Raw genomic sequence first — 25,283 nt, 5'->3', positions numbered from 1 at the left:
GACGAAGGTTAACGATGACACTTAACGACCAGCCAAGTAATGTCAGGCCCGGTGAAGAATTGAATGAAAGCAAGCTTCGCCAGTTCCTTGCAAATTCGAGTCTCGACTTTGACGAAGGGGAAGCCATCACCATTGAGCAGTATCCATCAGGCTTCTCGAACCTTACCTACCGAATCTCACAAGGCAGCCAAAGCTTTGTATTGCGCAAGCCACCCAATGGAACCAAAGCCAAAACGGCTCATGATATGAAGCGAGAGTTTAGAGTCCTCAACTTTCTCGAAGACAAATACCCCCTTGCCCCGAAAGCCCTTCTCTACAGCGATGATGAAAGCATTATCGGCTCAGAATTCTATATTATGGAAAATAAAGTGGGGTTGATTATTCGTCGAGACCTGCCCAAAGACCTCGATCTTCCCCCTGAAGATCGAAGACGACAGGGCTTTGCTGCGCTGGATGCACAGATCGCACTCCATAAGCTAGACGCAAGCCAGTGGCAATCGCGATCGGACCCCGCACAATATGTGGCTCGCCAGGTGGCAGGCTGGTCTGAGCGCTATCGAGCTGCGCGAACCGACGACTCCCCAGACTATGAAGAGATAATGAGCTGGCTTAAAGATGAGCAGCCCAAAGAATCACATACGAGCTTCATTCACAATGATTTTAAGCTCGATAATATCATTTTCAATCCAGAAGATCCCTGCCAAGTGATTGGCATATTGGATTGGGAGATGGCTACAGTTGGCGATAGTTTGATGGATCTGGGTAATTCCCTAGCCTACTGGGTACAAGGGGACGACCCCGAATTTATGAAGGCATTTCGAACACTTCCTAGTCATCTGGAGGGCTACCCCACCAGACGCGAGATCGTTTCTTATTACGGCGAGCAACGTCAGCTGAATGTGGATCACTTTTCCTATTACTACACTTTCGGCCTCTTTCGTTTAGCTGTCATTGCTCAGCAAATCTATTATCGTTTTTCACTTGGCCAAACCAAAGACCCTCGCTTTGGCCAACTGATCCATGGCGTCAAAGGCTTGGAAAAAGCCTGTCAACACTCCATTGCTACTGGACAATACTAGACTCGAAAGGATCGCTATGTTTGAACTGAATCAGAAGGTTGCCTTGGTTACAGGCGCAAGCCGTGGCATTGGCGAAGCTATTGCCCAGGGCTTTGCAAAATCTGGTGCCAAAGTCATTCTTGTAAGCCGAAAGGAAGATGGGCTCAAAGTCGTACAGGATAAAATTCAAAAAGACGGCGGTGAGGCTCTCATAAAAACCTGCAACACAGGGGAGATGAGCGACATCAAAGAGCTGTTTAGCTTCGTTCGCGATCAGGTAGGCCAGCTGGATATTCTGGTCAATAATGCTGCCACCAACCCCCATTTTGGCCCTGCAATCGAAGTCGATGAGGGAATCTACGATAAAACCATGGATGTGAACTTGAAAGGCAGCTTCTTCATGTGCCAGCAAGGGGCTTTGCTTATGAAAGATCGTGGGGGCAGCATAATTAATGTAGCATCTGTGAACGGCGTTCGACCAGCCCCCATGCAAGGCGTCTATTCGATCACTAAAGCTGGCATTATCGCCATGACTCAAGTCTTCGCAAAGGAGTTAGCAGGGCTTAAAATTCGCGTCAATGCTCTACTTCCAGGTTTGACAGACACTAAATTTGCGTCTGCCATCACTCAGAACGAATCTATCCTCAAACAGATTCTGCCACTGATTCCCCAGGGCCGCGTTGCACAGCCATCAGAAATGATTGGTGCAGCATTGTATTTGGCAAGCGAAGCCTCATCCTATACCACAGGTACCATCCTCAATGTGGACGGCGGCTATCTCGCCTAGGATCAGGATCGAGTAAGAGGGTAAAAGAGGATCAGATGGGAGGTTAAACATCCTATCTGATATTAAAAAGTTATCCTACTCAAACACCTTGTATTTTGTCGTTCTGCAACGGGCTTTTGGGTCAGGCTCCAGCCTACCAAAGCCAGTCGAATCTAAACAAAACACTGGATTTTGATGTGCTTCATCCCCTTTGGGATGTTGCCGTTATGATTGAAAAAGAACATTTAGAAAATATATTTTGGGATAACTTTTTAGGAATTGTTCTCTAGAGGTGAACGCTACAGAATCGACACCGTAAATCGGGAGGCTGGAATCCCCATTTATAGCTGGTCTCATATCTGCCTAATCGAGGGGCAGGCTAGGCAGAATGAGTATCGGGGTCGGTTTCAGAGTCGGCTACAGCTTAGCCCCAAAGTCGCCACTTCCTCAGCGTAGTCGTCATCTGTGGGATAGAGATAAGTCATAGCGATCTTCTCATCAACACCAAGGCGATGCATGCCAGAAGTGCGATTGTAGCTCATAATGGAGTCCCGATCCGCATGGGTGTGATCCAAGGTCATGCAATGCCCAAGCTCGTGTGTCAATGTCGCTTTGAATTCCTGAGCACTGCTAAGGGCAGTCTCAGAAAGGGTTACTGTACATTCGTCGATATAGGCGGAACCTGAGTAAGTGGCATAGCCTGAGGCACCCAATGCTGAAGGACTTCCAAATACAATCTTTATGGTTCTCCCTGGCAGATCAAAAGTGGATACCGCACTGTCTTCTGTTGCCGGAGCATCAGGCAGGGCGAGACGAAGGTACGATGTCGATATATTATTATAATCGTTGATGATTTCTTGGATAACGACACGGGCTTGATTCTCAGCGGCAACCCCAGTGAGAGCATCGTAGCCGTCATCAAAATCGCTATTGCTAAAGGTAAAAGCCAGAACAGCAGCATCGACATCAAGCCAGACGGTGGGGTCATTCTCATTGATGTCCCATTTGAGGTCCTGTTGAATCCGAAAGCCACTTGAAAAAATCATAATCACAGTAAGACACAAAGCCTGAGCTACATATTGATTTACCATTCGAACCCCACTCCCAACTGCGCAATGGCATAGGTCGATCCCATCACGGTCCCCACGCTATAAAATTCAAACGATGTCAGTAAAAAACCAAAGGCCGTCCAGTCCATACCAAGCATTCCGTATAGCCCAAAGTCATTGGAGAACCCGACCCAGAACCCAGCCCCGCCGTAGGTATTTCCCTTCCATAAACGCTTCCCGGAGTATAAGCCTCCACCCTTGCCATCGTAGCCAATATCGAAGGTTTTAAGGTTGAGACGAAAGTGATTCGGACTGAAAGCTTCCCCCAAGTGAAGAACCACAGAAGACGTACTTGCTGATGCTCTGGCTGTAGAATGTGATGACCACACAAAAAGTAGAGCAAGGCCTTTAAGAACGAAACTTTTTAGGATTGAAGTCATCATCTAAATCTCCAATCCCAAGGCAAACATCCCCACATCGCCCCAGCCATTACCGATGGCTCCTGGGCCAATGGCAAGCACATAGTCCAAACCAATGTAGAATCCAGAAAAGGGATTGAAAGCAATGCGAAACGCAGGCCCAAGCCCTGAATCAACATCACCCTGTTCTTCTGACTCGACTCCATCTTGTTCATCTGCATCCGGGTTCGCAGCAACTGCTTTGGTGCCGTAAGTGGCTCCCACTCCCATCCCACCTTTGAGTTGGCCAAACCAGTGTTTGCCAAAGTCAAACCGATAGAGAAAGCTAAGTGAGTATTGATTGCTATAGTAGGCCTTGGTTGCGACTCCCGAGGAGGTACCACTAACAAGTAAACTGCTACCTAAGCCAAAGCCGCCATTAAAAGAAGGCACCATCCTACCCGAGGTGTGGCTTGCAAACCCAACACCCAGATGCATGGCCTGAGCTGGCGTGGATAAGCAAAGCAGCAGAAAAAACCGCCGAACAACAAACATATTCATCACTCCTCGAAAGAATTTCGTCTTTCTTTCGACTGCCAGCGAATCTACCTGATAGGGAAACCTTGCCTAGAACAAGCCATTGATACAGCAAAAGCCTCCCACAAGGAGAGGCTCTTATTGCTTAGCACTGATACGCCTTAAGACAGCCTCCATAGAGAGGCTGGCGATAGGAATTGGGACTAGATTTCGAGGTGATTTTGACCATGAGGGGATTGGAGGTAGGGCGTATCCTTAGCATCAAGTTCGGGACCTTTTAAGCTTGTATACAAATAGCGTACAAACTTGGATAAGATCTCTGCTTTCGAGTTGGTCCGGAGCTTGGCGTTTATATTCTTGATATGAACCCGCACCGTGTTTTCAGAGATACCAAACTCTTCTGCCAGATCGCTACTTTGCGCGTATCCCGACACGAGTGCAAAGACAATACTTTGCTCCTTATTTGTCAGGGAGTAAGAATCACAGAACTTCTTTATCAACTCATCCATTTATTAGCTCCTGCTGCCACATTCAACTTGTTGTTGCGAGATCGTGCAATCTCTGCCTTAGAGTTTGCAAGGTACGTTCCCATGTTTGTGACGTTTACAAAAAAATATACTGCGCTGTTTTAACTAGGAATTCCTAATTCAATCCCGCCACACTCGTTATGTCTGCCCATCTGGGATAAGCTAATTTAATTTATTTTTCAACATGTTATAGATTTATCGTGTTTCCCAAACTGTAAATAACGTCGCTAAGACATTTTTACAAGATGAATTCCACACCGATATTAATTGTCATTTTTGTGATGGTAAATACCATTTTTTCGAATATTCATAAGGGCATGCCATCCTACTCGAACAGCACGAGTCATCGAGGCTGCAAACGACGCTGTCTGCTAGCCCCGACGGAGCCTCGCAAGGTGAGCTATAACACTGATATTACAAACTTTAATGAGTTAAAGTTGATTGTGGCGGGGGCCTGAGTGGCGGCAGCCTTCGCGGGTGAGAGTCTGCTGAAAGAAAATTAATTACGTTGTAAGTAGGTAAACAACCCAGCTAAATATTAAAACATTTCAAGGAGATATACGCCTCATTGGGTCTTTTGACCCACCACAACATCTAAAGCACCTGTCATGAGTTGAAACTCCACGTCCCCTTCACCCAGTAGCTCGCCATCCAGCGAAATGGGTAACGACAGATCGCTGTTCAGTTTTAATGACTTGCCTTTTAGGCTTTCCACTCCTACGGATTGGCTATGTTGCCCAAGGAGCGACAGAACTCCCTCGACCAAAAAGTCGAGCTTTGTTTCACCATTAAACACATAGACATCCAGCAATCCGTCATCAAGTTCTGCCTCGGGAGCAATTGGAACTCCCCCGCCTGCAAATCGCCCATTGCCCAAGACGATATTCCATGAATCCCATTCATAGGATTCACCATCAAGCTGAGCTGCTAGGTGATAGCACCGACTTTCCTGGGCTGTTTCGACACTTTTCAAAGCGTAGACTAAAGAACCCCAAAGCTCCTTATCGCTGCCGCTGACGCGCTTGGTCATCTCGGGCACAAACCCTACGCAAGCGACGTTCATCCCATAGAAGGTTTTATCATTAAGGGTTACTTGAATCACATCTAGCGGAACCGACAGACCTTCCTTGATAGCCTTGATCGCAGTTTCTAATTCAGGACCAATATGGATAGATTTACAAAAGTCATTGGCCGTGCCTAATGGTAGAACAGCGAGCTGAGGACGTTTCTCTTTCGCAAGGCTCATTAGGCTATCAGCGACTTCCCGAATGGTGCCATCACCACCACCTACAATAATCTGAGGAACACCGTTTTCCGCAAGTTCGCGACTGATACGCCCAGCATCGCCCGGCTCCTGACTTACTCTGATGTCCCAGGGTAACAATTCTTTCCAAGATTCTAGATCTCGATCGTGATCTCCAGCATGGGGATTCAAAACGACAACCTTATCCACAACGACTCCTACCAAAGACTAACTTAAAGGAAACTCCTGCATCGGCATCAGATCTAAAAAAGCCGAAAGCCCATAGTATTCCAAAACGTCTTGACTACTCAAGACGCGAAGTAACGGCCAGGAAAACCGGGTGTCAAATTCACGATGAGCAACATAAGCTAAAACCTCGCGAAGCGAGCCCTCGAAATGAGCTTCCGAAGCGAATCCCTGATACCGCCTTTCTAGTGCCTGCTGCGCTTCTTGGTGATCGTTGTGAACGCTGACGAGCCGGGCCACACCTTGCTGATCTTCCTCTTCAAGAAAACACAGCTTCATAAAGCGAGCTATGGTTTCCAAAGTCTCTTGCCTGATATAGCGCTTCATCGCAAAGCTTCCTATTGGAATAGGGAAATGTCAAAGTCCGTACGACCAGCCTTGACCTCGCTCTTTGGTTTTGTTTGGGGAGCCACCGCTGGTTGCATCACTTGAGGCTCCGGGCTTGGTGGGTTAGCCACTGCTTGCGGCTGAGGTGACGGTTCACACTCTTTTAGCTTGGCCCTTGGTACTTCGGGGTTTTGCTCTTGCTTAGCTTCCAAGTATCGCAGGCCAGCACGAATTAGTAGAATCGCCCTTTCTGAGCAGGCTCGCTGGCCAGTAGGCCACGTGACTAAATCTGGTAGAGAGAACGGCAACTGAGATTCGTCCTCAGTCAGCAAGATATCAATTAAATCCTGCTGACGACCCGAGTTCGCGATTCGAATAATCAGTTGCTGTTCAGTCATCATTACGCCATCCCTGTAGAGCTTACCTGTCCAAACAGATTATCCTGCATCATAGGTTGCCTGTAAGGCTCATCGGTTTCGCGACTGACAAAGCCCGTTTTCAAGGACGAATTGCCAATATCGAGAGCCAGGCTTGCTGTTTTAAGCAAGCCTTGAACGCAGGTAAAAACAGGGTCCTGAAGCTCGGGCGTGCTGTGAGGAAGTTGATCGATTGCAAATAGTTTGTAATGACCACCACTTTCGATCTCCTGTCGCAAACAGTCCACGACCATCGGATCTTTTGCACCACCGCCAGACAATACAATCGCAACAGAACGCTGCTTGTAGGGCTCGTTAAGATTAAGGAGATCCTGAGTTGCCGTCGCAAAGTACTCACGAATCGCCCGTTGTTTCTCTTCAAAAATGTCACTGGTTTCAGATTCTAGAGAATCACTCCGCGCCTTCTGGCCATTTTGCCAAGCAATCACCGCATCGGCCAATGGAAGCTTGACATACTGAGCAAAGTCTCGAATTGCTGACGATAAGCCTTCGACCCGTGCATGTGTATTAGGGATGGGGCGACCATCGTACATTGTAATTTGCTGCAAGTCCCCATGGCCAAGTTGCCACAAAATATAGCTGCGAAGATCCCTTGGAACTGCCTGTAACACAGCTTGAGTTTCGTACAAGAGATGAACATTTTCCAACTCAAGCTGGCAGTGTTGTGTTTCCTCTAAAGGGTGAGTACGAAATTCGATATCCCTGACAATTTCTTCAAGAATGCTTCGTTGCTCACGATCAAATTTGTTGCTGGCGTCCGTGAATCCGCTGAAGTGTTGCTGACTGGCAGCCAGAGCGAGGTCAAGTTTATGGCGCCCTGCGCCTAGGGTATAGGCGATCGCGGCTTTTACTAAACGACGAAAATTAGGCTGCCTTAAATTACCACCAAAGGCACGGCTATGATCGGGGGCCACCATCTGCGCAGCCTCACCAACGGTCAACCAAATCCCTTGGTCTTTAATGCTAATGGAGTTCGCCATGAGAGATTCAGAAAAACTTCTTGGTTCTTTAGTTATAAAAGCAGGAAGTGATTTTAGAGTTGTTGCATTCATAAGAGATCCTTTATCCCAAGAAAAACTATGGCTCGGTGATAACAGAATTTGACACAGGCCTCAATCAGATTCGGTTATCAGGGAATCACAGGGTTGCATGGAAGCCCATTAAAAAATCGGACAAAGGTTATTTTTAAATATTGCATGATGATCATTTGATGAGGGCTAATTTTTTAATTAAACAAGCCACTCCCCTCACTGACATCGCACCTGAAGCCATCGAAATAACTAGGCCTTTAACAAAGAATCAGCAAGTCACCTAAATATGGCAATCCAGACTCCGACAACTCAATGGAAGAATTAGGCAAGGGCTTTTTACGCATGACATGCTTTAGATTCATTATGATTCTCTTAGTGGTTTACTCCACGCGCCTCGTCGCAGAGCCACAACAAGACTGCTTCTCGTGCGAGATCAAAGTTACGGATCTCAGTGAGCCCCTTGATTTAACTGGCCGATGGCTGTTTACCAATTCGGACCAGCCAAGTCACGCGTCACCAGAGGCGGATACATCTCAGTGGACAACGGTGATGACTCCAGGAGGCTGGGAGAAGGCTTATCCCGAGCAGAGCCCTTACATGGTAGGTTGGTATCGGGGTAATTTCGTGTTTGCCCCCGAATTGATCGGTCAGAAGGTGACGATCCTCCTGGATGCTTATATGGGTGGGGTGGAAGTCTTTCTCGATGGTAAGGAAATCTACCAACGAGGCTCATCCAACTCCTATGAGAAATATTTTTCGATCCAGCCAATTCCCATCATATTTACCATAAGCCAAGAAAGACAGGTTATCGCTTTTCGCATCACCACAAACCTCATGAAGGGAGTGTATCAATTACCCTTCACTATGCTGTCCTACAAAAACCAAGATGACTATGTATCCTTCTACCAGTTTTGGGGCGGTGAGTTTCGCAGCCTTTCCGCTTTTGTAGTTGGGGCCATTGGACTCTTTTTTCTTCTTATTTACGCTAAAGTAAAATCTAAGCTGTACCTCATAGCTGGTCTTTCAGGAGTGTCCATATTTCCATTCTATGGCTTTCCCAGCGATATGTTTATTCGTCACGTCGACCCGCAAACCTTACAGATTCTCCATTATACCGGAATCGGTTCTTTGGCTATGTTCCATGGCTACTTCGCCCAGTTTTTCTATCGCTTCTATCCATGGTTCAACCGCCTCAACTTCACGGTCAATGGAGTCCTGATTGCATGCTTTGTCTACTTTGCCATCGACTTCCACCACCAAGCTTTTCTTGGGGTTCGGAAGTTTTTGTTTATCTATGCAAATATTGTTTCCTACCAGTTTATCTATGTATTGGTTCAGGCAGCTCGTAAAAATCGTGTTGCTGTACCGTTGTTGCTTGGGGAATTCATCATGTTTGCCTGTTCCATCCATGATATTCTCCTCGCCCTAGGTCTGATCCAATCGGTGAGCCTCATTTTCTTTGGGACGCTCATTGCAACGAGCTGCATTATGGTGGTCGCAAGCAGTCTTTTCGCTTCAACCTACCTCGAAAACAAGTCTCTCCTCAAAAATATCGAAGGGGTCAATAAAAACCTGGAATCGATTGTCGAAACCCGAACCAATGAGCTAAAGACCAAGAGCCAAGCCATGGATCACATGATCCACCGTCAAAGCGAAGCTGTTGAGTCTACTGTGGGTGAGTTGAATCAAATACTAGAAACAGTCGATCAGAATGTCGGTCATGCTAGAGCATCTGAAAAGGAGGCTGAAACCTCTCACCAAATCGCTACGGAAGGTCGGGAGCGAGTGAGTCAGATGCAACAGTCCATGAAGGAAATCGAGAGTGCTGTGGTTTCGGTAGTGGAACAGGTGAGAATTGGCAACGAAAATATCGAAACGATCATGACTATCATTAAGGATATCTCTCAGAAAACTACAATTATCAATGATATCGTTTTCCAGACCAAACTTCTATCATTCAATGCCTCCGTGGAAGCCGCTCGTGCGGGAGACCAAGGTAAAGGTTTTTCAGTGGTCGCGGAGGAGGTCGGCAACCTCGCACAGATGAGCGGTAATGCCGCCCGTGAGATCTCTGCTCTACTGGACAGAAGCCAGACGGAAATCCATACCATCGTGGGAAACTCACAAAAACAAGTCCACGAGCTGGCAAATCGTAGCAGCAACACGGTCTCCAAGGGTGTTGAACTTGCTGTACGGTGCGACGAAATTCTTACAGAACTTGTAGATCGGGTGGGAACTGTAAAGAACCTCATGGCTTCCATTACCAAAGCGGCCGAAGAGCAATCCGAGGGAGTGCATAGTATCTCTGAGACTATGGCTTCCTTGGTGGATCAATCCCAAGAAGTCGAAGCTATAACCAAAAAACCTAAAAAGCTTGTGGCCTAGGCTAAAAAAATAGTCAAAGGCTGCGATAAGTCACAAAAGCCTCACCACTATCACGTGTAAGTCATAGGTCCAAGTGAAGGGCAAGTCTTACCTATTGGCATTGCAGGGATAGATCCGAAGACGACCGAGACATCAACCGGGAGACTTCGAAGCAGAGCGATGATCAAACAACTAGGCCTTTGGCTAGTGCTCAGTAGCAAGCTCCTTGGCGCTGAGCCCATCTCAATCAACCATGAAAGCTTTAATGGCCAAAACTTCGGCCTTGAAGCCTCTTGGCTTATTGGGGAATTGAGCTTTGACCAAGTTCGTTCTTCTGATGCCAAGTTTTTCAGGAGCGACCGAGACCTCAACTCGTTCGGCTTCTCAGCCAAGACTCTATGGGCAAAATATCAGTTTGAAAACTCTGCAAACCAGCCCAGGACGTTTTACATCTTTGATAACCTCATTCAAAACCTTCGAATTCAAGTTTACAAGAACCAGCAACTCCTTGGGGAACTATACCCTCATGATAGCCTTCGCAAACGAATCATTCCTGTCCAGTTGGAAGCAAATACTACAGCAACCATCTATATTCGTAAGGATATCGAAGGCCCTCTGCGGCAAACCTGGACTTTTTGGAATAATAGAGACGCACTCCACCATAGGATGATGAGTTATGAGCGAAACTGGGGCGTGGTTATCGCCGTCTTCGCCATGAGCCTATTCTTTAATGCCATACTATTTACTGTCTATCGATCTCGTGTCTATATCTTCTACTCGGCCTATATTTTGACCTTTGCTTTTTCAGCCACCGTTCAGTGGAGCATGTTTCCCTTGCCACACGCTGATCACTGGTTCATGGCTGCTGGGGTGCTTTGCCAGATGATGATCGCCCTATTCAGCCTCGATTTTCTGGATATCGATCAACGGCACCCAATTTTTCGTCGAGCCATGCTTATAGTTGTCGGCATTGATTTTCTGGTTTTACCCTTGGCCGTATTCAATCTCATTGCCCTGACTAGGATCATGGTGGTAACTGTCAGCCTAGGTTCGGTCCTTGGCTTAGTTTTAGCCCTGATGATATTTATTCAGGAGCGCAAGTCTCACCAACTCATTTATACCGTTGGTTTTGGAGTCATGTTAGCTGGATCGGTGGTTCAAGCTCTGGTGTGGCGGGGTTTTCTACCTCAATTTTCAGAGCACTTCCTATGGTATGCTGGAATGCTGGAGAATGTGATCATGATCTATGCGATAGCCATCAGAATCGCCAACACCGAAAAGGATCGAGTTCACGTTTTAGAAAGCATGAATCATAGCTATGCACAGCTGGCAAAGGTTTTTTACCCTCACCAAATCGAACTGATGGAAGCTGGACAGCCACTAGAGGCTAGCATGCCCATAGGCTCTGGGGACGCCTGCGTCATCAGCTTCGACATTGCTGGAAGCTCTTTGATTGCCGCACCTGGTACCCAGGACTTTTTCCGGGCGGTTTTTGCCGAATGCGGTGAGATCATGATGGCAAACTATCGGCAACAGCCCCTACAAGCCAATGCCTTTCGGATCAAAGAAATGGGCGATGGTTTTCTGTGTACCGTAGGATTTCCCTTTCAAAGTCCTCATGACAACATCTTTGTGGCAGCGTCCGACCTCGCTCTAGACTTCTTGCAAGCCTTTTGTAAGGGACTTGAAGCCTTCGACTATGATCAAGCCGTCTACTGCGGGTTGGGGATCGCCTATGGCCCCGTCGAGGGATTCTACCCAAAATCTCCCCCAATCGAATATGATCTCTTTGGTCGCGGACTCGTGCTAGCGACTCGTTACGAACAACTGAGAAAGCTAGTACTCAAAGCGCTCAAGGTTCAATCGAACATTGTGATTCTCCAGGACACCGTCTACCGGGCCCTGCCTCCTGAGAAGCAGGCGGCCTTTAAGAAGTTTAGCCTTCTTGAGCACAACATCGTGGTACGAAACGACAAAGGCGCGCAATTCATTTATTATCAACTGATATCACAGCAAGGTGGATTAGAACTGAACATGAAGTCCGCCGTCTAGGTTTATTTTTAGGCTTAACGAAGGATCATAGGTTTTACTCTTCTTACTAGGTTTGTAGATTGTAGATAGTCTTATCCACAACTGGGCAAGAATTGCCCTCCAGCCTGCCACCATTTAACCGAAAAAACAAGGTGAGTGACTGGAGACATTCATGCAACACCGTATTGTGCAAAATGAGCTAAAATTTCGCTGGCTATTGATCATCGCTCTGGTGATTACCAGCCTATTCAGCTTGCTTGTCTACAGCAATGTTTACACCATCGTTCAGAACACCGTTTCATCACCCATTAACTTTTTCACTCGCTCCGCACTTGGCAAATCTCCAAGACTCCATCCCATGATTAAAATCTATGCCCTCGATGATGTTTCGGTGGATTTCCTCAATCGCAGCGATATGACGATCACCGAATGGGCTAATGTCCTGCAAGGGATGGCTGAGTCTGGGCCGTCAGTTATTTACGTCGATAAATTATTCAGCGCACCCCAAGGAGATGGCTATAAGCACTTCAATGAGACTATAAAAGCCATCAATATTCCCATCGTCAGCGCCGCTTACGTAACTGAAACACCAATCCATGGCAAGTCTCCGATAGCTTTGGACCAAGCTCTTTTTTCCCTTCACAAAGCGGTGGATCGAGGGCGATTTAGCATTCTCGAAGAGTCTGACGAAGATCTGGAGTGGCTTACAGTTCGTCCTGCAAGCCTTTATGGCCCCCACCGCAACATCGCGCCAGCTCTCAACAACCTAGGTCACGCCATTTATCATGGCCAAGGTTTAGTAGAGCCCTTGATTAGGGTTCGGGATGATAAGGTCATCCCCCATATGAGCTTTATCGGCCGCAACAAATACTATCTCGACAAGGGTGCCATTTACATCAATCAACAAAAGGTCCCATTGAATCGTGAGGGCAAGATACTCGCAAACCTTGTAAATATTGACGAACTGCGTGGCCGTACCTTTAGTTTTAAAAGCTCGATCGCGCGGGCCAGACGAGGAATGAGCTTTGATAGTGTCATCAAACCAGGGCAAATCGTGGTGATCTTACCTGCCATGTACACTGGTAACACTGATATGGTTCCTACACCAATCGGTTATATTCCTGGTGGCTATGTCATGGCATCCTTGATCAATAGTGCTGTCACGGGTCGATGGCTACAACACATTGAATATGAGTTTTTCTACGTTTTGGGACTCACCCTTACAGGCATCGGTCTTGGTACTCTGACAATACCGATCCTATGGTTTGCTTTTTGGATATCGGGTATCTTAGGCATCGCCGGCGCCGGCATTCTTTCTTTTTCCTATTTAGAAATGATATTCCCGTGGGAAGTCTATACTGCCTGCTTTTTTACGGCTAGCCTCTGGACATTTATCTGGAATCGCCAGATTAGAGAGCGGACAGCCCGAGACGATTCCATCAAGCGCAAAGAACGTCATGATGCTGCACAAGCGGTGCAGGAGTCTTTGATTCCTGATGCCCGCGACATCGCAAGCATCGAATATTCAGCATACTACAAAGCAGCTGAAGTTACCGGTGGCGACTGGTATGGGATTTACCAATCACAAGATAGTCAGCGAATCTTTCTATTTATCGGCGATGTTACGGGCCATGGTTTTTCATCGGCTCTGCTTACTGCTACAGTGGCAGGCTGTATCAAATCAACGCTCGGTGAAGTTGATGAGAATAAGTTATCCGCTGAAGAGAGTCTTCAGCTAGTAGCTCGTCGTACCAATCAAGTCATCTATAAAACAGGTGCCAAAGCCAAGCACCTCATGACTATGGCTCTAGCATGCATTGACTTGCAAGATCGATCCTTGTTCTACATGAACGCCGGTCATCGCCCCCTCTTTCTCATTAGGAAAGGTGCTGTCACCACGTTGCTACAGGGGGGTTCAGTGCTGGGGTTCCTGGAAGATTTCTTCAGCGACGTCAAGCGCTACCCCTTGCAAAAAGACGATCTCATCTTTTTCTTTACCGATGGCCTGACCGAAAATGAAGGCCCAAACGGTGAGATCCTTTCGAATCGAAAACTCAAGAAGGCCCTCAAAGGCCACAATGATGTCTACGATGTGGTCAAAGACCTGCAATCCATGAGCGCAGGTATCTGGCAGGACCAAGAACCCCTTGATGACTGCACCTATTTTGCAATTAAGATCTTAGATTTTACCAACGAATTAGATAAAGCTCCCCATCCTGAGGCATCTTGAGACAGCTCGACAGTAGCTAAAATTAGGCTATTTCCTGTGGGTGGATCACGGGAAAGCGGATAATTTGCAGAAAATAAGCAATTTCTATAGCAGCAAACATTGACTAATCAGGATAATCTTAGGAAAATAAGAGTATATTAATTATCAAGAGGGCATTTGATATGGTGGCTAAGAAGAAAACAACGAAGAAGAAGGTAGCAAAGAAAAAAGTTGCACGTAAAAAGGCAACGAAGAAGAAGGTAGCAAAGAAGAAGACTACGGCTAAGCGAGCAACAACGAAGAAAGCAACAACTACTGCTGGAGCGGCGTATCGTGCTGGGCAGTCGCCTGCGACAAAGTCTCAGATCATAGCGACTCTCGCTGAGAAGCACGAGCTTCCCAAAAAGCAGTTGGGCGAAGTATTCTCATCATTGTTCGAAGAAATCGTACCTGCAGAACTAAAAAAGCACAAAAAGTTTAATCTTTTCTCTTTTGTTAAGTTCTCAGAAAAGAAGAAACCAGCTCGCAAGGCACGGATGGGTGTGAACCCTTTCACGGGCGAGAAGATGAAGTTCAAGGCAAAGCCTGCTTCAAAAACTGTAAAAGCGGTATCATTGAAGAAGCTCAAAGAGCTCATCTAAAGTTCCCTGGGAACCTTGTGCTTGAACAAGGTTCCCACGTCATTTTTTGCCTAGCTCCACCCCTTCTTAACATTCCTTTACTCCACACTCGAACCCAAAGCCTTGGCGTTAAATTACTCCACATAAACCTATCTTCAAAAACCCAGACGATCGAGAGCAAGAGCTTTTAAATTCTGCCCTCCGCGTATTTAGCATTTCGATAGGCAAAATCAAAAAATATGCAATTTAGTAACAAAGTTTGCTGGATAGGAATTCACAGGGTACAAGAAAGCCTAATACTTGTTGCTTTACTAGTGAGGGAATAAAAATGAATCAAAAACTACCAAAAGTGGCATATCTTTGCATGGAGTATGCAGTCAACTCCGATATCAAGACCTATGCTGGAGGCCTAGGCATCTTAGCTGGTGACTACCTAAAAGGCGCTAAAGATGAGCAGCTCCCCATAGTTGGTGTGGGCTTGAAGTGGAAGCAAGGCTACACCCGTCAACACCTTAACGATAAGGATCGAGTCGTCGATTCCTATGAGAACCATCCTTACGACGGCTTTGAAGATACCGGCAAGTCTGTCACCGTACGGATCCGCAATCGCGATGTCGTCTGCAAAATCTGGAAGGCTACCGACTGGGGGGTGAGTGAACTGTATCTCCTAGATACCGACGTTCCTGAGAATGCAGATACCTGGATTACTGGCCAACTTTACGGTTGGTTTGGCGAAGAGCGAGTCGCGCAGGAAATGGTACTCGGTATCGGCGGAGTTCGCGCCTTGAAGGAGCTCGGAATAGATGTGGATGTCTATCATTTCAACGAAGGTCACGCAGTACTGGCAGCGATCGAACTGCTACAAAACTACAAAGCCGATGGGTTGAGTTTTGAGCACGCTTGGGAGAAGACCAGAGCAAAGGTTGTTTTTACAACCCACACTCCGGTCATCCAGGGCAATGAATCCCATCCTCCTGAACTCCTAAGCTACATGGGTGCTGTTGGCGATCTTAGCCAGGAGGAAGTTCATCAGTTAGGGGGAACTCCATTTAATATGACGGTTGCTGCACTTCAACTTTGCCGTGCATCCAATGGTGTCGCCCAGCTCCACGGAGAAACCGCTCGTAAGATGTGGGCTCATGTGGAAAAGGCCCCGGAAATCATCGGCATTACCAACGGTATTCACAAACCGACTTGGGTGGATTCCAGAATTCAAGAAGCCAAGGATCATCCCGATCTACTTTGGGACGTTCACATGAGTCTTAAAAACGATCTCATTGCGTTCGTGAAAGAAAGAACAGGCCAGCAGCTCGATTCAAATAAAATGATCATCGGCTTTGCTCGCCGAGCCGTAGCTTATAAACGCTCCAACTTAATCTTTCAGGCTGGCGATGCAGTGATTGAAGCTCTGAAAGCAGGCAAGATTCAGGTGGTATTTTCTGGTAAGGCCCACCCACTCGATGATGGCGGTAAAGACATTGTTCACGAGATCGTTGCTTTCTCCCGCCAATATCCTGGCAGTATCGTCTTCCTCGAAGACTACGATATGGATATTGGTGCCATGCTGACCCGAGGATCTGATGTTTGGCTCAATAACCCCCGCCGACCACAAGAAGCCTGTGGCACATCTGGCATGAAAGCTGCCATGAATGGTGTTCTGAATCTTAGCGTTCTTGATGGCTGGTGGCCTGAAGCTTGTCAGCACGGTGTCAACGGCTGGGCAATCGGCGACGATCATGTTCCAGAGTCTTTTGAAGAACAGGATGCCCGGGATGCAAAGTTTTTAGGTGAAACCTTGATCCAGGACGTACTTCCAACTTATTACGACGATCGTCAGAAATGGATTACCATGATGCAAGAAAGCATCAACTCTGTTACGGAACCGTTCAGCGTTGATACCATGCTTAAGTCTTACTTTGAAAAACTCTACTAGATCGACTTGGGGGAGCCTTGCTCCCCTTGACCGAGGGTTGGCCCTGAAAGAGGCAAGCCATCCCCTGGAGTGAACCATGATCTTGTGCGATTGGCATAAGCTACCAAGGAAAGCATCACAGGCACTTCAATTAAAACACCTACCACAGTTGCTAATGCTGCACCTGAATTCAGACCGAATAAGCTGATCGCGACAGCAACGGCCAGTTCAAAAAAGTTCGAAGTACCGATCATAGCAGCCGGAGCAGCGACGTCATGAGGAATTTTCCACTTGTAAGCACCCCAATATGCAATGATAAAGATTCCATAACTTTGAATCAGTAGAGGAATTGCAATCATAACCACCACCATTGGCTGGGCTACTATGGTTCCCGCTTGGAAGGCAAACAAAAGCACCACTGTCGCCAGCAAGCCCATGATAGAAAATGGTTTTAGGCGGCTGATAAATTTGCTCAGCTGTTCAGAGCCAAGCCTCAGTAAAGCCCTTCTTGTTATAACTCCAGCTAATAATGGTGCAACCACATATAACACTACTGATAAAAGCAGAGTTTCCCATGGAACCACGATTTCTTGAAGATCCAAGAGAAATCCAGCGATGGGTGTGAAAGCAATAACCATAATCAGGTCATTGATTGATACCTGCACAAGGGTGTAGTTAGCATCACCACGGGTCAGATGGCTCCAGACAAAGACCATAGCAGTACAAGGTGCGACCCCCAGCAAAATCATGCCAGCGATATATTCTTTGGCCGTTGCTGGATTCACATAGTCTGCAAAGATATAAGTAAAAAACAGATTGGCAAGAAGCGCCATAGTAAACGGTTTGATCAGCCAGTTGATGATCAAGGTAAGGCACAAACCCTTGGGGCGCTTGCCAATATCCTTCAAAGACGAAAACTCGATTTGGATCATCATGGGGTAGATCATGACCCAGATCAAAAGAGCCACCAACATATTTACGTTAGCGACCTGCAAGTCACTCAGCAGCGCTGCGACCTCAGGAGCAACAAGCCCAAGGACCACACCCGCTGCCATCGCCAGCGCAACCCATACACTCAGGAAACGTTCGAAAATTCCCATGTTCATCATCCTTTATTTAACAACTTAAGTTCCGATTCGATGGAGCTTGCAGATCACATACTAAGTCCTGCCACTCCTTTAAAACTTCGCCATCAACACAATAGCAACGTCGCGGACCATCTACCGTGCCCTGGACAAGGCCCACTGACTTTAAAATCCTGAGGTGCTCTGAAATTGTCGAGGCCGCCAAGGGAATATGTTCGGCCAAATCACCAGAGATGCATTCACGACGCTCAATAAGAAACGACAAAATACGAACTCTAGCCGGATGAGCTAGTGCTTTGCATAAAGATGCCATCCGTTCGTCAAGCTCTTCAAATTTCCCCATAATTCCTCCTTATTTCGTATTTCGACGAATAACGAATAAACGTTTCACTGTCTAGTTTGAAATCTATTTTTCCAATATATTCAGATCGCTAACAGCTCCGTCGCGGTGCTGCCAAATGATCATGTTCAATTATAGATAGGGAGTTATCCATGAACCATGCAGTCACTAGACCAGCCATCCTAGCTTTGAGTTTAGGGGTGGCGGGCCAAATATACGGCAAAGAATCAGTGTGGCAAGCCGCCTCAGGGGGAACCAAGCTGACATGTGCCTCGACGTCGAGCTATCAGTCCGCATCGAGTCGCGAGATAAGACTAGAAAATAATGGTCGTCGACTGAATGTTGCGTTCCGCCCCAATTGCGTCCTTGAGCTACGAAGGCAAAAAGGAAAGTTTGTTTTGGATACCAAGTCCTCTGCGGAATGTCTTTCTCCAGACTCTGCCCCCCAATCGTGGTCCTTTCAAAGTGGCACTGCGGAGTTTACAGGCAGAGGCCCCAGCAAGAGCTTAAAGCTGACCCTTCAATATCAAGTTGGGAGCGAATCTGAGTCCTGCCAAGCCAATTACCAAGCCTGGTTAAGCAAAAGCGTAGCGAGCCCAGAGATCGAAGAACTGGCGAGTTTTTCTAAAGGAGACTTCATCGAGTCAGTGGCCGTCGATCGTCACGGAGATGTGTGGGTCATGAACCTCGGGCCTACAGGCACAGGGGTTTTTCGTATTGCAGAAAAAGGCGGGGCTGAGCTTGTGGTTCCCTACCCTGAGGGCCAGGGCGGCAATATTGCGTTCACCCCTCAAGGGGAGCTTTTTGGCACAATTTCCGATGTTAACGATCCTGAAGGAATTCGCGCCATCATCAAGCTTGCCGACGGTGCCTACCAAGTTGTTGCCGACCTTCCCAAGGACAGCATTCCAAATGGCATTGCTTCTGATCACCTAGGCAACCTATACGTTGCTGATAGCGGTGTGGGCCGAATTTTTAAATGGAACAGAAAAACTGGAGTCGCCAAAGTTTGGGCCGAGGGCGGAAGCTTAGTGAACCAAGGATATTTAGGACCAAACGGTATTAAGGTTGCGAATGACTCTGTTTTCATCAGTAACTCTTCCACAGCTGCTATTGTGGAAACAAAAATCAAAAAGGACGGTACCGCTGGAAAACGTCGCACCATCGTTAGCAATGGCAACTTTGGAATTGGTGCTGATGATTTCGCAGTGGATCGCTCGGGTAACCTTTGGGTCACCACCCACCCCAGCAATACCTTGGTGAAGCTTCAAAAAAATGGTCGCGCCAGCCTTATTCTTGACAGCCAAGATGGGCTTTGGGGCCCAACGTCTGCGTTTTTTGATCCCCGACCAGGAATGGAAACAATTCTATATATAGTGGGCGATGGCAATCTTCTTGGTTCACAGCAACCTGACGAGGCAGGCTCTTCAGAACTATTTCCTTCAAAGGTATTACGGATCAACACTGCTGACTTTGGAAAACTGTAGGGAATAGCTTTTATTATTATCCTCAATTGGCATCAGCCACTCATCCTGATATCCTGACGTTCATTCAGAAACAACGAAAGGAAATTCAGATGAAGTTTGCATGGCTACTTGCGCTATCTTTTATTGCCACTCCCGCCCTCCGATCCGAGCCTATTCCTATGCTTGGATCGGGGATCTTGATTGAACCAGGCTCAGATCAGATCGATGATAGCCGCTACCAAATTGGAAGCGAATGGGGCAAGAAACCTATTCAGGAAAGTCAGTTTAAGGAGTTGGCAAGTTTAGAGAGAGTTGCTAAAGGCACTGCTAATGTAAGAGGTGCCACGGGATTCTACCTCGGTAAGTTTGCAGGGCAGCATGTAGTTGCTACCAACAACCACGTGTGCCCTTCATCATGGGCATGCTCATTCGCTAGTATTGCATTTAAACAATTGGGAAAGTCCTACCGCACATCAAGCTTTATCGGTTCCTGGCCTAGTATCGATCTAGCATTATTAACCATTAAAGTCGCCAAAGATGATGAAAGCCTTATGGCCAATTACGCCCTTCCTTTTGCCTTCGATCTACCTTTGTACCCGGGACAAAAACTTCTGACAGTTGGCTATGGATCTGCAAATAATAGCAGGCGCGATATGGTAGGCAACTGGGATAGTGATTGCAAAGTGTTTTCAAAAACAGACGAATTTCGTCTGATGGATGACCCCGACTCACTGAACCCTGGCCGCTACAAAACCTGGTCGTTCGCCAATGGCTGCGATGTTTCTCATGGTGACTCCGGGTCTGCCATGGTGGATCGTGAATCAGGACAGGTGATCGGTATTATTTGGACTGGAAAGATTCCCAAAAAATCTGAGATTCAGAACTCTGATTACCTGGACTCAATTCTCGCTGAAGAGAGCGAAGAAATCTGGTCTGAACTATCCTATGGAGTTCCTGCGGCTAAGATCAAAGAGCTTTTTCTGGAGAAGCTGGTGGCTGGTGAGCTAAGTGATGCTGCCCGTGAAGTGGTTGAGGAGATGCTTTGAGATTCGTTTAAGGCGCTGGTCTGGTTTTGAATAGCAATCGAATTTATGACGGGAGACACAGAGTACTCTGTTACGTCTCCTTGGACACCTTTAAAACTTCTGACATATCGATGCCGTCTCGCCTATGAAAATACAAATTTGGCACAGCTCGCCGATGGAATAGCCAAGATCAACAATTCCCAAGCCAGTAGTCAATGGCGTTCGCAATATCTAGGGACCTAATGGGTCACGTACCTGAGGATGATTTTTGCCGTACTCTTGGCGCAAGCCATGCAACAACGGAGCATGTTAGCTGATTATCTGTTGACAGAAATGTCTCAGTATAGGCCATATGCTGTCAAAATAGCGATGCTCTATACTTTTAGGATAGTTAAATAAGGGCTTAGGATATTGGATAATCTCAACGAGACCGCGCCACTGAAAGAAGAAAAAAATGATGTACAGGGTCTTGAAGGTTGGCTGATGATAATCGGTATTGGCATAGTCATGACACCGATTAAGCTAGTCTCCATGCTCATAGAGTTTCGAGATATGTACAGTGTTGAAACTTGGTCTGCACTTCTATCAGAAGATTCTGATCCAGCAATCTCTCAAGTCGCTATTCTTTTCACTAGCACGAATCTCTTATTACTTGCTGTCAGTCTGGTTGTGGCGTGGCTCTTTTTCAAAAAGAGAACGATATTTCCAAAGTTTTTCATTGGCTGGGTTATTTTCAACCAGTTAATCCTCTTCGGTGGTATTTATTACACATCACAGACTGTGGACATTGGTGAGACCCTTGGAATCAAAGATCTAGTGAAGACTCTCTTGTCTCCAATCTTTGCCGTGCTGTGCATTTCATATATGTTGGTTTCAAAGAGAGTTAAAGCTACGTTCATCAATGGATGATTGAACAAATTTCTCAAGCTCACGATCTGAGAGACCTACAAGTTTCACAAGCTCTTCATAAGGGTCTCCAGGTATACCAAAATACTTAGCGAAAGCCGGTTCAGTCTTTAAGCCTCTTGCTTTTAGAGATCTGATTCCGTCCCGAGCTGTATCACCACCAATCTCCAATAGTCGCCTCTCCACGAGCAGATGGACCACCGCATATTGCCTTTCTATAGGGCAGTTTTGAGCAAAGATTTCAAAGCCGAATCCACTAAAGGCAAATCGAGCAACAAAAGACTTTACGCCTCGTGTCGAGGTCATGTAAGAGGTGAATTCATCGCAGTCACCGAAGTAAGATAATACCAGCGTATTGAAGTCATCCAGATCGTTCGCTTCGCAGATGATATCAAGGTCGCTATCCTCGATATCCACATCGATGGGAATTGTTCCAGCCAGAACTGCGTTATGGGGTTCAAGTTTTTCTAAGATCCCTAATGATGTTATGGCAGCGAACGCTAAACGCTGTCTTGGAGTTCCTGCCTTCATGAATGAAATATCATTTATTGACAATTAGGTATATCTCCTTATGGCATCTAGCCAGCTCCCAACTCACATAATGGACTTAAACATAAGCCCTGGGCACGGGTTCACTACCTTAAACCCAAACTGCTCGTAAAAACCTTCGATGGAGCTTTGGTCAAGCAGGCTGACTGCAATTGCATCGAGTTGACGAGCTTGGTCTATGAGTTCTGTCATCATATTCGATGCAACTTTTCTCCTGCGGAAACTCGGGTTCACAATGATATCACTCAAAGTTGCTACATACCCATCAAATCCCAAGCGACCAAAGCCAACAAGTTCTCCGTCGTAGAAAGCCCCGACCAATTTAGCTGCTGTTCTTAAGTACTGTTCCGTTCTTGCAAGGGATCTCTGGGAAGCTTCCCAGTTGCACTTGGTAAAGAGTTTGTTAAGGTCAATAGCCTTGACCTCACCTGAATATTGAATTTTTAACATAATTTCTTTTCATAGGTAATCTTGAGAAAATTCCCCTTATCCAAGATTTGATTACCCAAAAATTAAGTTAGTTTCAAGGCAAGTGGAGGTTTGGGACTATTTTATCTAGATTCAGCCCTGCTGATCTTGGCAACCTCAAGCTTCAGCGCCGATTCAAACGCCGCAACTCCTGCTCAATCCGAATCAAGCGCTTCTCAATAGAATCCAAACTAGACTCTTCTGACTCAATAATATCTCGCGTAAACTCCGCCATAAAGGTAGGCACAAACACTGCCGTAAATCCTACAAAACAGGTCGCCCCACCCAGCATCAAAACAACTCCAATCAAGCGCCCTGCATTGGTCACCGGCGTTATATCTCCATAACCAACCGTCGTGACCGTAGCAAAAGCCCACCAAAGGGCATCAGGATAGCCTCTTACCAATGGATTCACCTCTTGCTCCGCACCGTAAAATAGAAAAGCCAAGGGAAAGAGCAAGGCATTACCTAAAAAGACGAAGGCCAAGGTTTGGCGCCTAGTGAAAGCTCGAAATAGAGATGAGTAAAAAACAGACACGTGCTGAAAAGTATTTCGCAACGACAACCTCGGATACTAGTAAACTCGCAGGGACGGCTGGCCAACGATCCCATTATGAACCGGATATTAAAAATTGAAAAGTCAATCAAGGATTATCCTCGATCTAGGCCAAAAGGCTCTGCGCTCCAAGGTAGCACAAGCCTATACCCATCAATGTTTCCGAGGCTTTCACTCACTTTTTTACTTAATGGACGCGATGCTTTCTTAGGCTCAGGCCAAAGTGAGAAAATATTAGAAAATCCAAACCATAAGGTTTATCGTGTTGAGAAGACCAAAAAAAACATGCTTCAAAAGGAGTGTTCCCCTATGACCATCACACCTGATGACCAAGAGGCTAAGGATCAAGACATAGAAGTCAAAATCGATGTCGAGGAGTTTGTGGCCACCATCCTTACATTCCCATGCTTTGAGGATGCTAAGCTAGACAAGGAGCCCGCGGAGCTTTTTGAGATTATCATGAATGCTTATCGCCAAGATAATCTCACGGAAGAGCAAGATCTCGTGGTCGAGCTTCTGCTACACATGAGCGAGCCCAGTAGTTCGTTCAACCTGAAGCGTGCGAGCGAGGTGTGGACCGAGGAGGACCTCAATGCTTTTTGGGATGTAATTTGCCCGAGCTATGAAGAGTTTGAAGAAGAAGGCTTTGACCACAACCAGTAGGGTTATTGTGTATCAAATGGGGAGCATAAACTTCCGTAATGAACTAGCCTAAAAATATGCAGACACAGAATAGTCGTGCAGGGACTGGCATTTTTTAGGCATAATGCATTACAGAAGTTTATGCTCCCTTCAGTACTATTATATTTGAGAATTATTATGGAGAACCCATGAACACCATGCTCAATCACTGGACAAGGACTGGTCCTTTGGTAGCGGCCCTAGTTTTAAGCTCTTGTAGCGATACCAGCGATCCTGATGTTATCACACGGGAGGATTTAAAATCAGCGAGCGCCTTAAAACTCATTGATAACGGCAATGGCCAGGTAACGCTGCAATGGCAAACCGCAAACTTTGAAGATGACTTTGAAGGTTACAATGTCTACGGCGCTAAGGTCGATTCAACAACCTTAGCCAGTTGGGGTATCACCGAAGGTGAACCCATCCAACTTTTGAGCGCGGATGGTAATACTGTTGCTGAAGCGCGCACCCAGCTCGCCTATTTTTCTTACCAGTCCGATAACGACTATGTTCTGCCGGGTGTCGCTGATAATGCTGAAGCCGATTATACTGCTGACCTAGCGGAAGCTAAGTTCTCAGCACTGCCCTATCATAAGATTCGGGTGGCTAATAAAGAAGCTGTTTTGCCAACTTGCAAGACCTTGACAGATGGCTCTTGCACAGGGCTGGGCGTGACTCCAAACGAGACATCAGCATCGGATATTACTTCTGTGGGTACTGTGAGCTATATTTTTGGTTCGGAGGGCACCACTGTAAACGACTACCTTGAAGTTGGTAGCCAGTATTGTTTCTTTGTTTTTGCTGTTCAAGATAGTGGGGCTGAGATTTCTCAAAGTTCTAGTAATGTGGAGTGCATCACTCCTAAGTACACGAATACTTCGGGAACACTTACCGTCACGATGGATACAGGAACGTTCAGCTATCAACTACCCACCGATATTCGCACCTACCGCACTACGAATTGTAGCCAAACTGCTGATGAGGCAGCGGCATGCACCGATCTTACTCATACCGCTTCATCTTCCCAGTTCGGTTCTACCTCTGCATCGGGCGCATTCCAGTTCGAACGTTACACGGGATCGCCATCCAGCCTGAGCATCGTTGCTGGGAAAAATGCATCGATTCGCCCATTAGGGTATTTTGCAAACGGCTTCACCGATTCGACGTTTGTTGATTCTATAGATGAGATTACATCCATCGGTAATTTTTCAGCTTCTGCAATCAAGCAGGAGGGCGGCTTTAGCAGCCCAGGACAATCTGTAATTCTTAATGAGAAAAACATCTATGTTGTTGCTAATGCTCCCACTGACATTACTCCAACAGCAAGTGATTTTTACTATGACTGGCTATTCGTCGATTCACTAACATGCGGTTCCACGATCGGTGATGCATGTACTATGAGTTACCAGCTTCTAGTTTCTAAAACCGCCAATGTCTTAAGCCGATAGGAGT

25 protein-coding genes are annotated in these 25,283 nt (G+C 46.6%); 12 read left to right on the top strand and 13 right to left on the bottom strand.

Going from position 1 to position 25,283, the window contains the following annotated elements:
• Positions 1 to 14: 14 nt before the first annotated feature.
• Together B9N89_RS12385 and B9N89_RS12380 are read left to right on the top strand one after the other, a co-directional pair.
• On the top strand, positions 15 to 1,079 hold the full coding sequence (locus B9N89_RS12385) for a phosphotransferase family protein (RefSeq protein WP_132318920.1): 1,065 nt from the start codon (positions 15 to 17) through the stop codon (positions 1,077 to 1,079).
• 16 nt (positions 1,080 to 1,095) lie between these two features.
• Complete coding sequence (locus tag B9N89_RS12380) at positions 1,096 to 1,845, top strand: SDR family oxidoreductase (protein ID WP_132318922.1); 750 nt, start codon at positions 1,096 to 1,098, stop codon at positions 1,843 to 1,845.
• A 386-nt stretch (positions 1,846 to 2,231) separates the two neighbouring features.
• Here the strand turns inward: B9N89_RS12380 and B9N89_RS12375 are convergent, their stop codons facing one another.
• The 8 genes from B9N89_RS12375 to B9N89_RS12340 all read right to left on the bottom strand — a co-directional run bounded on the left by B9N89_RS12375 (position 2,232) and on the right by B9N89_RS12340 (position 7,640).
• Positions 2,232 to 2,915: a zinc metalloprotease gene (locus B9N89_RS12375; protein WP_132318924.1), complete on the bottom strand. Its 684-nt coding sequence runs from the start codon at positions 2,913 to 2,915 to the stop codon at positions 2,232 to 2,234.
• The gene (locus B9N89_RS12370) at positions 2,909 to 3,316 is read right to left on the bottom strand and encodes a hypothetical protein (RefSeq protein WP_132318926.1); all 408 of its coding nucleotides are present in this window, start codon (positions 3,314 to 3,316) and stop codon (positions 2,909 to 2,911) included. The genes B9N89_RS12375 and B9N89_RS12370 overlap by 7 nt, the downstream gene beginning before the upstream one ends.
• Positions 3,317 to 3,826: a hypothetical protein gene (locus tag B9N89_RS12365; protein ID WP_132318928.1), complete on the bottom strand. Its 510-nt coding sequence runs from the start codon at positions 3,824 to 3,826 to the stop codon at positions 3,317 to 3,319. It abuts the gene before it with no gap.
• A 185-nt stretch (positions 3,827 to 4,011) separates the two neighbouring features.
• Complete coding sequence (locus B9N89_RS12360) at positions 4,012 to 4,317, bottom strand: helix-turn-helix transcriptional regulator (protein WP_132318930.1); 306 nt, start codon at positions 4,315 to 4,317, stop codon at positions 4,012 to 4,014.
• Between the two features lie 583 nt (positions 4,318 to 4,900).
• Positions 4,901 to 5,788, bottom strand: a complete 888-nt coding sequence (locus B9N89_RS12355) for a diacylglycerol/lipid kinase family protein (RefSeq protein WP_159455331.1) — start codon at positions 5,786 to 5,788, stop codon at positions 4,901 to 4,903.
• Between the two features lie 18 nt (positions 5,789 to 5,806).
• The gene (locus B9N89_RS12350; RefSeq protein WP_132318934.1) at positions 5,807 to 6,151 is read right to left on the bottom strand and encodes a hypothetical protein; all 345 of its coding nucleotides are present in this window, start codon (positions 6,149 to 6,151) and stop codon (positions 5,807 to 5,809) included.
• A gap of 11 nt (positions 6,152 to 6,162) precedes the next feature.
• A complete protein-coding gene (locus B9N89_RS12345; protein WP_132318936.1) occupies positions 6,163 to 6,552 on the bottom strand; it encodes a hypothetical protein in 390 nt (129 codons plus the stop codon).
• A complete protein-coding gene (locus tag B9N89_RS12340; protein WP_132318938.1) occupies positions 6,552 to 7,640 on the bottom strand; it encodes a hypothetical protein in 1,089 nt (362 codons plus the stop codon). Before B9N89_RS12340 ends, B9N89_RS12345 begins: the two co-directional genes overlap by 1 nt.
• Positions 7,641 to 7,931: 291 nt before the next feature.
• Between B9N89_RS12340 and B9N89_RS12335 the strand changes: the two genes are divergently transcribed.
• The 5 genes from B9N89_RS12335 to glgP all read left to right on the top strand — a co-directional run bounded on the left by B9N89_RS12335 (position 7,932) and on the right by glgP (position 16,776).
• Positions 7,932 to 10,004: a methyl-accepting chemotaxis protein gene (locus tag B9N89_RS12335; RefSeq protein WP_132318940.1), complete on the top strand. Its 2,073-nt coding sequence runs from the start codon at positions 7,932 to 7,934 to the stop codon at positions 10,002 to 10,004.
• 159 nt (positions 10,005 to 10,163) lie between these two features.
• Positions 10,164 to 12,035: a 7TM diverse intracellular signaling domain-containing protein gene (locus B9N89_RS12330; protein ID WP_132318942.1), complete on the top strand. Its 1,872-nt coding sequence runs from the start codon at positions 10,164 to 10,166 to the stop codon at positions 12,033 to 12,035.
• Between the two features lie 151 nt (positions 12,036 to 12,186).
• Positions 12,187 to 14,244 carry a SpoIIE family protein phosphatase gene (locus B9N89_RS12325; RefSeq protein WP_132318944.1) on the top strand — a complete coding sequence of 686 codons (2,058 nt, stop codon included), beginning with the start codon at positions 12,187 to 12,189 and terminating at the stop codon, positions 14,242 to 14,244.
• A gap of 344 nt (positions 14,245 to 14,588) precedes the next feature.
• Complete coding sequence (locus tag B9N89_RS31895) at positions 14,589 to 14,864, top strand: HU family DNA-binding protein (protein ID WP_268808743.1); 276 nt, start codon at positions 14,589 to 14,591, stop codon at positions 14,862 to 14,864.
• Positions 14,865 to 15,171: 307 nt separating this feature from the next.
• On the top strand, positions 15,172 to 16,776 hold the full coding sequence (gene glgP / locus B9N89_RS12315) for an alpha-glucan family phosphorylase (protein WP_132318948.1): 1,605 nt from the start codon (positions 15,172 to 15,174) through the stop codon (positions 16,774 to 16,776).
• On the opposite strand, the gene arsB is transcribed toward glgP, so the two are convergent.
• Both arsB and B9N89_RS12305 read right to left on the bottom strand, forming a co-directional pair.
• A complete protein-coding gene (gene arsB / locus B9N89_RS12310; RefSeq protein ID WP_132318950.1) occupies positions 16,773 to 17,855 on the bottom strand; it encodes an ACR3 family arsenite efflux transporter in 1,083 nt (360 codons plus the stop codon). The two genes, glgP and arsB, sit on opposite strands and share 4 nt — an antisense overlap.
• 16 nt (positions 17,856 to 17,871) lie before the next feature.
• The gene (locus B9N89_RS12305) at positions 17,872 to 18,183 is read right to left on the bottom strand and encodes an ArsR/SmtB family transcription factor (protein WP_132318952.1); all 312 of its coding nucleotides are present in this window, start codon (positions 18,181 to 18,183) and stop codon (positions 17,872 to 17,874) included.
• 149 nt (positions 18,184 to 18,332) lie between these two features.
• Between B9N89_RS12305 and B9N89_RS12300 the strand changes: the two genes are divergently transcribed.
• The 3 genes from B9N89_RS12300 to B9N89_RS12290 all read left to right on the top strand — a co-directional run bounded on the left by B9N89_RS12300 (position 18,333) and on the right by B9N89_RS12290 (position 21,580).
• Positions 18,333 to 19,667, top strand: a complete 1,335-nt coding sequence (locus B9N89_RS12300; RefSeq protein WP_132318954.1) for an SMP-30/gluconolactonase/LRE family protein — start codon at positions 18,333 to 18,335, stop codon at positions 19,665 to 19,667.
• Between the two features lie 89 nt (positions 19,668 to 19,756).
• Complete coding sequence (locus B9N89_RS12295) at positions 19,757 to 20,692, top strand: S1 family peptidase (protein WP_132318956.1); 936 nt, start codon at positions 19,757 to 19,759, stop codon at positions 20,690 to 20,692.
• 390 nt (positions 20,693 to 21,082) lie between these two features.
• A complete protein-coding gene (locus B9N89_RS12290; protein ID WP_132318958.1) occupies positions 21,083 to 21,580 on the top strand; it encodes a DUF2569 domain-containing protein in 498 nt (165 codons plus the stop codon).
• Here B9N89_RS12290 and B9N89_RS12285 read toward each other — a convergent pair.
• From B9N89_RS12285 to B9N89_RS12275, 3 genes are all read right to left on the bottom strand, one after another.
• Complete coding sequence (locus B9N89_RS12285; RefSeq protein ID WP_132318960.1) at positions 21,545 to 22,132, bottom strand: DUF4269 domain-containing protein; 588 nt, start codon at positions 22,130 to 22,132, stop codon at positions 21,545 to 21,547. The genes B9N89_RS12290 and B9N89_RS12285 overlap by 36 nt on opposite strands.
• A gap of 39 nt (positions 22,133 to 22,171) precedes the next feature.
• Positions 22,172 to 22,576 carry a GNAT family N-acetyltransferase gene (locus B9N89_RS12280; RefSeq protein ID WP_132318962.1) on the bottom strand — a complete coding sequence of 135 codons (405 nt, stop codon included), beginning with the start codon at positions 22,574 to 22,576 and terminating at the stop codon, positions 22,172 to 22,174.
• A gap of 142 nt (positions 22,577 to 22,718) precedes the next feature.
• Positions 22,719 to 23,132, bottom strand: a complete 414-nt coding sequence (locus tag B9N89_RS12275) for a potassium channel family protein (protein ID WP_327354989.1) — start codon at positions 23,130 to 23,132, stop codon at positions 22,719 to 22,721.
• 327 nt (positions 23,133 to 23,459) lie between these two features.
• Between B9N89_RS12275 and B9N89_RS12270 the strand changes: the two genes are divergently transcribed.
• Both B9N89_RS12270 and B9N89_RS12265 read left to right on the top strand, forming a co-directional pair.
• Complete coding sequence (locus tag B9N89_RS12270) at positions 23,460 to 23,813, top strand: hypothetical protein (RefSeq protein ID WP_132318966.1); 354 nt, start codon at positions 23,460 to 23,462, stop codon at positions 23,811 to 23,813.
• 167 nt (positions 23,814 to 23,980) lie between these two features.
• The gene (locus B9N89_RS12265) at positions 23,981 to 25,279 is read left to right on the top strand and encodes a hypothetical protein (protein WP_132318968.1); all 1,299 of its coding nucleotides are present in this window, start codon (positions 23,981 to 23,983) and stop codon (positions 25,277 to 25,279) included.
• Positions 25,280 to 25,283 lie beyond the last annotated feature (4 nt).

This window comes from Pseudobacteriovorax antillogorgiicola (assembly GCF_900177345.1).
GTDB lineage: Bacteria > Bdellovibrionota_B > Oligoflexia > Oligoflexales > Oligoflexaceae > Pseudobacteriovorax > Pseudobacteriovorax antillogorgiicola.
The sequence above is the reverse complement of the archived record's forward strand: the minus strand, read 5'-3'. Positions and strand labels throughout refer to the sequence as shown.

Coding starts and splice junctions, on each gene's coding strand:
- B9N89_RS12385 (WP_132318920.1), top strand. CDS start 15: ATGACACTTAACGACCAGCCAAGTAATGTCAGGCCCGGTGAAGAATTG.
- B9N89_RS12380 (WP_132318922.1), top strand. CDS start 1,096: ATGTTTGAACTGAATCAGAAGGTTGCCTTGGTTACAGGCGCAAGCCGT.
- B9N89_RS12375 (WP_132318924.1), bottom strand. CDS start 2,915: ATGGTAAATCAATATGTAGCTCAGGCTTTGTGTCTTACTGTGATTATG.
- B9N89_RS12370 (WP_132318926.1), bottom strand. CDS start 3,316: ATGATGACTTCAATCCTAAAAAGTTTCGTTCTTAAAGGCCTTGCTCTA.
- B9N89_RS12365 (WP_132318928.1), bottom strand. CDS start 3,826: ATGTTTGTTGTTCGGCGGTTTTTTCTGCTGCTTTGCTTATCCACGCCA.
- B9N89_RS12360 (WP_132318930.1), bottom strand. CDS start 4,317: ATGGATGAGTTGATAAAGAAGTTCTGTGATTCTTACTCCCTGACAAAT.
- B9N89_RS12350 (WP_132318934.1), bottom strand. CDS start 6,151: ATGAAGCGCTATATCAGGCAAGAGACTTTGGAAACCATAGCTCGCTTT.
- B9N89_RS12345 (WP_132318936.1), bottom strand. CDS start 6,552: ATGATGACTGAACAGCAACTGATTATTCGAATCGCGAACTCGGGTCGT.
- B9N89_RS12340 (WP_132318938.1), bottom strand. CDS start 7,640: ATGAATGCAACAACTCTAAAATCACTTCCTGCTTTTATAACTAAAGAA.
- B9N89_RS12335 (WP_132318940.1), top strand. CDS start 7,932: ATGGAAGAATTAGGCAAGGGCTTTTTACGCATGACATGCTTTAGATTC.
- B9N89_RS12330 (WP_132318942.1), top strand. CDS start 10,164: ATGATCAAACAACTAGGCCTTTGGCTAGTGCTCAGTAGCAAGCTCCTT.
- B9N89_RS12325 (WP_132318944.1), top strand. CDS start 12,187: ATGCAACACCGTATTGTGCAAAATGAGCTAAAATTTCGCTGGCTATTG.
- glgP (WP_132318948.1), top strand. CDS start 15,172: ATGAATCAAAAACTACCAAAAGTGGCATATCTTTGCATGGAGTATGCA.
- arsB (WP_132318950.1), bottom strand. CDS start 17,855: ATGGGAATTTTCGAACGTTTCCTGAGTGTATGGGTTGCGCTGGCGATG.
- B9N89_RS12305 (WP_132318952.1), bottom strand. CDS start 18,183: ATGGGGAAATTTGAAGAGCTTGACGAACGGATGGCATCTTTATGCAAA.
- B9N89_RS12300 (WP_132318954.1), top strand. CDS start 18,333: ATGAACCATGCAGTCACTAGACCAGCCATCCTAGCTTTGAGTTTAGGG.
- B9N89_RS12295 (WP_132318956.1), top strand. CDS start 19,757: ATGAAGTTTGCATGGCTACTTGCGCTATCTTTTATTGCCACTCCCGCC.
- B9N89_RS12280 (WP_132318962.1), bottom strand. CDS start 22,576: ATGTTAAAAATTCAATATTCAGGTGAGGTCAAGGCTATTGACCTTAAC.
- B9N89_RS12270 (WP_132318966.1), top strand. CDS start 23,460: ATGACCATCACACCTGATGACCAAGAGGCTAAGGATCAAGACATAGAA.
- B9N89_RS12265 (WP_132318968.1), top strand. CDS start 23,981: ATGAACACCATGCTCAATCACTGGACAAGGACTGGTCCTTTGGTAGCG.